The sequence below is a fragment of the Bradyrhizobium sp. MOS001 genome (assembly GCF_004634465.1).
Taxonomy (GTDB): Bacteria; Pseudomonadota; Alphaproteobacteria; order Rhizobiales; family Xanthobacteraceae; genus Bradyrhizobium; species Bradyrhizobium barranii.
The window spans coordinates 193,495-199,888 of record NZ_SPVJ01000009.1 but is presented as its reverse complement, the minus strand read 5'-3'; the positions used below and the strand labels follow the sequence as shown (position 1 = coordinate 199,888).

The following is a 6,394-nucleotide window of genomic DNA, read 5'->3' as shown; positions in this document are numbered from 1 at the left end:
AACGAAGGGGTATGATCACGGTGCCTGTCCCTGTGATGCGAGGTCTGTTGCCGCAGCCTCGTGCAACTGTTCAGGTTGATAGATGGAACGGGCGGGAGACCGGGCCGGATCACGGCGTCAAGCGCCAAGGACCCAACGGCTTCCCGCCCACTCCATCATGACAGGCTTCCAAGACACAGGGACCCAAAGCCACAGGGAGGAGTGTGGCGCGAGATCGGGTTGTGAGTCTTCGCCAAACCTCATCCTGGGGTTATGGGTCCCGGGCTCGCGCTATGCGCGCCCCGGGACGACAGCGGTGGGTGCATCACCCCCGCTTCGCCCGGTCCTTCTCGTTCTGCGCCATGATGCTCTCGCGCGCGGTTTTCCAGTCGTCGTCGCTCCAGTCGCGGAGCTGGTAGAAATTGCCGCCCATCGCCAGCGCCTGCGCGCCGTCCATCGCGATGGTCTCGCCGCTGATCCAGTCGCAGCCGCCGGAGATCAGGAACACCGCGAGGTTCTGCAATTCCTCCATGGTGCCGACGCGGCCCATCGGGTTCATCGCCTTGGTGCGCGCGCCGGCTTCGTCGCCGGGCTTGATGCGCTTGCTCATGCCCTCGGTCGGGATCTCGCCCGGCGCGATCGTGTTGAGGCGGATGCCGTAGCGGCCCCATTCGGTCGCGAGCGACATCGTCATGGCGTGGATCGCCGACTTGCTCATCGCGGACGGCACCACGTAAGGCGAGCCGTTGCGCACCCAGGTCGTGGTGATGGAAACGACATTGCCGGGCTGCTTCAAGGCGATCCAGCGCTTGCCGACCGCATGGGTCACATAGAACGTGCCGTGCATCACGATGTTGGCGACGGCATCGAAGCCGCGGGGCGAGAGCTCTTCGCTGCGCGAGATGAAATTGCCGGCCGCGTTGTTGATGAGATCGGTGAGGGGAGCGTCACGAAAGATGGTCTCGATCATCTCTTCGACCGCGAGCGCGTTGCGGATGTCGACGCCGTGGCTGGTGACGCGGCCACCATACTCAGCCATCAGCTCGGTCGCGGTCTCGTCGCACACGATCTTGCGCCGGCCGCAGATGTGCACCTCTGCTCCAAGCTGGAGGAAGCGCGCCGCCATCGACTTGCCGAGCCCGGTGCCGCCACCGGTGACAAGGATGTTCCGGCCGGCCAGAAGATTTTCCTTGAACATGGCTGTTTCCTCCGCAGGCATTGTCAGTTAATTGGTCGATTGACTAAATCCGGCCGCCGGCTTCCTGTAAAGCGGCACTGAACAAGAACAGGGGAGAATTCATCCATGGAAGAGCGCGTCTCGATCTCGATCTCGGAAGGCGTCGCCGACGTGCGCCTGGTGCGCGCGGACAAGATGAATGCGCTCGATCAGGCGATGTTCGAAGCCCTTGTTGCCGCAACCGACCGGCTTTCGAAGGAAAAGGGCGTGCGTGTCGTCGTGCTCTCGGGCGAAGGCCGCGCCTTCTGCGCCGGTCTCGACATGGGGCGTTTTGCCGCCATGAAGGAGACAGGCGGCAACGGAATTCCGGGTGGCGAAAATCGCGATCTCACCAAACGTACGCATGGCCAGGCGAACTTTCCGCAACAGGCGGTATGGGGCTGGCGCCAGCTTCCGGTTCCCGTGATCGCGGCCGTGCACGGCGTCGCTTTCGGCGGTGGGTTCCAGCTCTCGCTCGGTGCCGACATGCGCTTTCTCTCACCGGATGCGCGGATGTCGGTGATGGAGATCAAATGGGGCCTCGTGCCCGACATGGCCGGCACGCCGATCCTGGCCTCGCTCGTGCGCGACGACATCCTGCGCGATCTCACCTACACCGGCCGCATCTTCTCCGCACAGGAGGCGATGAGCTACGGCCTCGCGACGCGCATCTGCGACGACCCGCGCGCCACGGCTCTCGAAGTCGCGCGCGAAATCGCCGGCAAGAGCCCCGATGCGATCCGCGCCGCCAAGCGCCTGCTCAACAATCTCTCGGTCGATCCGGGCCCGGCGCTGCTCGCCGAGTCGGTCGAGCAGCAGAAGCTGATCGGCAGTGCGAACCAGACCGAAGCGGTGCGCTCCAATCTGGAGAAGCGCGAGGCGAGGTATGTAGACTGACAGGCTCTCCGTCATGGCCGGGCAGAAGCGCGAAGCGCGTCTTCGCGCTAGATGTCCCGGCCATCCACGTTCTTGGTCAGAAGCGGCAAGCAAGAACGTGGATCACCGGGACAAGCCCGGTGATGACGACTAACTGGCAACGTCGCTAAACAACAAAGAAAAACAAAAATGAGCGAAACGTCCCCATTCCTCGGCATCGTCTCCGGCGAGCGCCGCCGCACCCATGCCGAAGTCGCCAACCGCGCTGATCGCATCGCGAGCGGCCTCGCCAAAATCGGCGTCAAGCAGGGCGATTGCGTCTGCATGCTGATGCGCAACGATATCGCCTTCCTCGAAGCCGCCTACGCCGCGATGCGGCTCGGGGCCTATGGCGTGCCGATCAACTGGCACTTCAAGCCGGAGGAGATCAACTACATCCTCGGGGATACCGGCACGTCCGTGCTGATTGGACATGCCGACATGCTGCACGCCCTGCGCGATGCCATTCCGAAAGGCGTCACCGTGCTCAGCGTGCCGACCCCGCTGGAGATCCTGTCCAACTACAAGATCGACCCCGATCACCTGAAGACGCCGGACTTCGCGATCGATTTCGAATCCTGGCTCGCACAGTACCCGCCCTACGACGGCCCGGTCGTGCCGCAGCCCATGAACATGATCTACACGTCAGGGACGACCGGCCATCCAAAGGGCGTGCGGCGCAATGCGCCCACGCCGGAACAGGCGGCGGCCGGCGAGCGCATGCGTGCGATGATCTATGGGCTCAAGCCCGGCGCCCGCGCGATCCTGCCGGGCCCGCTCTATCACTCCGCGCCGAACTCGTTCGGCATCCGCGCCGGCAAGCTCGGCGGCGCACTGGTGCTGATGCCACGGTTCGAGGCCGAAGAATTTCTGGACCTGATCGAACGATACAAGATCGACACCATCTTCATGGTCCCGACCATGTTCATTCGCCTGATGAAGCTGCCTGAGGCGGTGCGCAGGAAGTATGATGTCTCCTCGCTCCGCCACATCATCCACGCCGCCGCGCCATGTCCGGCCGACGTCAAGCGCGCGATGATCGAGTGGTGGGGGCCGGTGATCTACGAATTCTACGGCTCGACTGAATCCAGCGCCGTCACCTTCGCGACCCCCGAGGATGCGCTCAAAAAGCCCGGCACCGTCGGCAGGATTTCGCCGGGCGCCGAGCTGCGCTTCATCGGCGACGACGGCCGCGTGCTGGGCGTGGGCGAGATCGGCGAGATCTATTCCCGCATGGCCGAAATGGCTGACTTCACTTACCACAACAAGCCGGAGAAGCGCGCCGAGATCGACCGCGACGGCTTCATCACCTCCGGCGACGTCGGCTATATCGACGAGGACGGCTACGTCTTCATCTGCGACCGCAAGCGCGACATGGTGATCTCAGGCGGCGTCAACATCTATCCGGCCGAGATCGAATCCGTGCTCCACGCCGTGCCCGGCGTGCATGATTGCGCCGTGTTCGGCATCCCCGATGCCGAGTTCGGCGAGGCGCTGATGGCGGTGGTCGAGCCGCAACCAGGTGTCACGCTCGATGCCGGCGATATCCGCACCCGGCTCAAGGGCTCGCTCGCCGACTACAAGGTGCCCAAGCACATCGAGATCCGCACGAGCCTGCCGCGCGAAGACTCCGGAAAAATATTCAAGCGCCGCCTGCGTGATCCCTATTGGGAGCAGGCGGGGCGGAAGATTTGAAAGCCTTGTAGCCCGGATGGAGCGAAGCGCAATCCGGGGCGGTGCTCGCGTCAGAAAGACCCCGGATTTCGCTTCGCTCCATCCGGGCTACGAACACAGGAACGAATGATCATGACCGACGCCGCAAACGAAGTCCTCTATGAGGTCGCCGACCACATCGCGGTGATCACGCTGAATGCGCCGGAGCGCATGAACACGATCTCCGGCCCGATGCTGAACGATCTGGCGCGGCTGCTGACCGAGGCCAATGAGGACCGCAACGTCCGGGTCGTGATCCTCACCGGCAAGGGGCGGGCATTCTGCGCCGGCCTCGATTTGCGCAAGGAGCGCGACGGCAATGGCCTCAGCGCCGCGTCTTCGCCGACCACGATCAATCTGCGCAACACGCCGCCGACCGTGCTTCAGGCGATGGACAAGCCGACCATCTGCGCCGTCAACGGCGGCGCCGCTGGTTACGGCATGGACACCGCGCTCGGCTGCGATATCCGCATCATGGCGGAGTCCTCGAAGCTTGCGGCGGCCTTCGTCAAGCGCGGCGTCGTGCCGGAATCCGGCGGCACCTGGCTGCTGCCTCGGATGCTCGGCTGGGCCAAGGCTTCCGAGCTGATCTTCACCGGCCGGACGCTCAGCGCCCGCGAGTGTCTGGAATGGGGCCTCGCCAACGAGGTCGTGCCGGATGCCGACTTGATGGGCCGCGCCCGCGCCATCGCCCGCGAAATCGCAGCCAACGCGCCGCTCGCGGTGCAGGCCTCCAAGCGCATGATGCGGATGGGCCTCAACGAGAACTTCTCCGATCACGTTCACCACGTCTACCTCCAGCTTCTGCCGCTGTTCAAGACACAGGACATGGCCGAGGGCATGAAGGCGTTCATGGAGAAGCGTGAGCCGAAGTTCGAGGGGCGGTAGGCGCCGCCTGATCGCGCACGCTGGAGTAGCAATCAGTAATCGGCTCGGCTAGGTTGACGTTCCCACGCCAACCGCTTGCGATCGCCGATGCCCTCATACCGCGCCAGCTTCTTCGAAGTTCCTCATGCGGCCCTTTACGCGCTAATGACGGTGACCGTCCTGGCGTCGGGATTCTGCTTCATCCAGGCAGGCAGTCCGGCGGCGCCGGCAGAGTTGCTGTATCGCTATGGCGGCATGTATTCGGGCGCAATCGCGCGGCATGAGTACTGGCGCCTGCTCGCCTATGGCTTCCTGCATGTCAACTTCGTCCACCTCACCATGAACATGTTGTGCCTCGTGCTGTGGGGCGGACATCTCGAGCGGCGAGTGGGACCGGCCTATTTCCTCATCATCTATCTCTGCGCGATGGTGTTCGGCGCCGTCATCGGCAATGGCATCCATTCCACGCCCTATTTGACCGTCGGCGCGTCCGGCGCCACGTCGGGCATTTTGGGTGCGCTGCTCTGCCTGTGGATCCTCGGCAAGCTCGACGTCAGGTTCGACTTCTTCGCCATCAACATCGGATTGAACATCGCGTTTGCGCTCGGCAATTCGCGGATCGACTGGGGCGTCCATCTCGGCGGCTTTGCGGCCGGATTGATCGCCTGCGCATTGCTGGACCTCATCGAGAAGGCGAATCCTTACGCGCTTCGTTGCAAATTTCCCGAAGCCGTGAAGGTCAATCTCACTCTGTTGGCCTGTGTTGCTGCTGCGTGGGCTTGGAGCGGTCAGGCCATCGCCGCCGGGATTTCCGGATGGGGCCTGGCCATCGTTGTCGTGGTCGCATGCTGTGCGGTCGTGAAGGTGGTTGATCTCGTCCTCTCCATGAAGAAGGGTCTTGCGATCGTCGTGGTCGCCCTGGCTGGAGCGAATGCTGTCACCGTCCTGCTGTGCGGTTTGGCTCTGGCATCTTCTTGCAGTCCGCGCTGGCCAACCGGGTCCGCTCCACTCGATAATCTTCTCGTCATATTCTGTCCCAATCCTGTTCTGATCTCGGGGCTGGCCGCGATCGGTGCCGCCGCGGTGACGCTGTGGCTCTGCGCAAGGGAAATTTCGCGCGGGATCGAGGATGTCGGATTTGTCGGCACATCGCTGCGTGCCGAACGCAGCCGGCGTCATGGACTATGACCGCGGAGGTCGTGCTATAAGAGGGCTCATTGACCCCGGATCATCCCAAGGTTCCTAAATCTAATGGCCCCCGTTTCCATTCTGCTCAACGTGATCTGGATTCTCATCGGCGGTGCCTGGATGGCATTCGGCTGGCTGGTGGCTTCCGTCATCATGGCCATTACCATCATCGGCCTTCCCTGGGCGCGGGCGGCGTTCAACATCGCGGTCTACGCCCTGCTGCCGTTCGGCTCGCGCGCGGTCAACCGCGACGAGGTCACCGGTATGGGCGATATCGGCACCGGCCCGCTCGGGGTGATCGGGAACATTATCTGGTTCGTGCTGGCCGGCTGGTGGCTGGCACTCGGCCACGTGCTGACAGCCGTGATCTTCGCCGTCACCATCATCGGCATTCCCTTTGCCTGGGCCCATCTGAAGCTCGCGGGGATCGCGCTCTGGCCGATCGGCAAGGTGATCGTGCCGGCCTAGCCGCAAGGAGTGATCGCCCCTTTCAGTGTGCGCCGCCCCCAACTTCAT

Annotated in this window: 6 protein-coding genes; 5 read left to right on the top strand and 1 reads right to left on the bottom strand. The window is 63.6% G+C overall.

From position 1 onward, the window contains the following. Positions 1 to 304 precede the first annotated feature (304 nt). Complete coding sequence (locus CT676_RS15805; RefSeq protein WP_063986558.1) at positions 305 to 1,177, bottom strand: SDR family oxidoreductase; 873 nt, start codon at positions 1,175 to 1,177, stop codon at positions 305 to 307. A gap of 105 nt (positions 1,178 to 1,282) precedes the next feature. Between CT676_RS15805 and CT676_RS15800 the strand changes: the two genes are divergently transcribed. The 5 genes from CT676_RS15800 to CT676_RS15780 all read left to right on the top strand — a co-directional run bounded on the left by CT676_RS15800 (position 1,283) and on the right by CT676_RS15780 (position 6,346). Continuing rightward, the gene (locus tag CT676_RS15800; protein ID WP_085403925.1) at positions 1,283 to 2,092 is read left to right on the top strand and encodes a crotonase/enoyl-CoA hydratase family protein; all 810 of its coding nucleotides are present in this window, start codon (positions 1,283 to 1,285) and stop codon (positions 2,090 to 2,092) included. Between the two features lie 168 nt (positions 2,093 to 2,260). Further along, positions 2,261 to 3,805, top strand: coding sequence for an acyl-CoA synthetase (locus CT676_RS15795; protein ID WP_085403924.1), 1,545 nt, complete (start codon positions 2,261 to 2,263; stop codon positions 3,803 to 3,805). Positions 3,806 to 3,916: 111 nt separating this feature from the next. Beyond that, on the top strand, positions 3,917 to 4,711 hold the full coding sequence (locus CT676_RS15790) for an enoyl-CoA hydratase/isomerase family protein (protein WP_085403971.1): 795 nt from the start codon (positions 3,917 to 3,919) through the stop codon (positions 4,709 to 4,711). Between the two features lie 144 nt (positions 4,712 to 4,855). Beyond that, the gene (locus CT676_RS15785) at positions 4,856 to 5,878 is read left to right on the top strand and encodes a rhomboid family intramembrane serine protease (protein WP_244623170.1); all 1,023 of its coding nucleotides are present in this window, start codon (positions 4,856 to 4,858) and stop codon (positions 5,876 to 5,878) included. Positions 5,879 to 5,941: 63 nt separating this feature from the next. Continuing rightward, entirely contained in the window at positions 5,942 to 6,346 is a 405-nt protein-coding gene (locus CT676_RS15780) for a YccF domain-containing protein (protein WP_071915736.1), read from the top strand. Positions 6,347 to 6,394: the final 48 nt, after the last annotated feature.

Bases quoted from the DNA above. Each gene is read 5' to 3' on its own strand.
- CT676_RS15805 (WP_063986558.1), bottom strand. From the start codon at position 1,177: ATGTTCAAGGAAAATCTTCTGGCCGGCCGGAACATCCTTGTCACCGGT.
- CT676_RS15780 (WP_071915736.1), top strand. From the start codon at position 5,942: ATGGCCCCCGTTTCCATTCTGCTCAACGTGATCTGGATTCTCATCGGC.
- CT676_RS15800 (WP_085403925.1), top strand. From the start codon at position 1,283: ATGGAAGAGCGCGTCTCGATCTCGATCTCGGAAGGCGTCGCCGACGTG.
- CT676_RS15795 (WP_085403924.1), top strand. From the start codon at position 2,261: ATGAGCGAAACGTCCCCATTCCTCGGCATCGTCTCCGGCGAGCGCCGC.
- CT676_RS15785 (WP_244623170.1), top strand. From the start codon at position 4,856: ATGACGGTGACCGTCCTGGCGTCGGGATTCTGCTTCATCCAGGCAGGC.
- CT676_RS15790 (WP_085403971.1), top strand. From the start codon at position 3,917: ATGACCGACGCCGCAAACGAAGTCCTCTATGAGGTCGCCGACCACATC.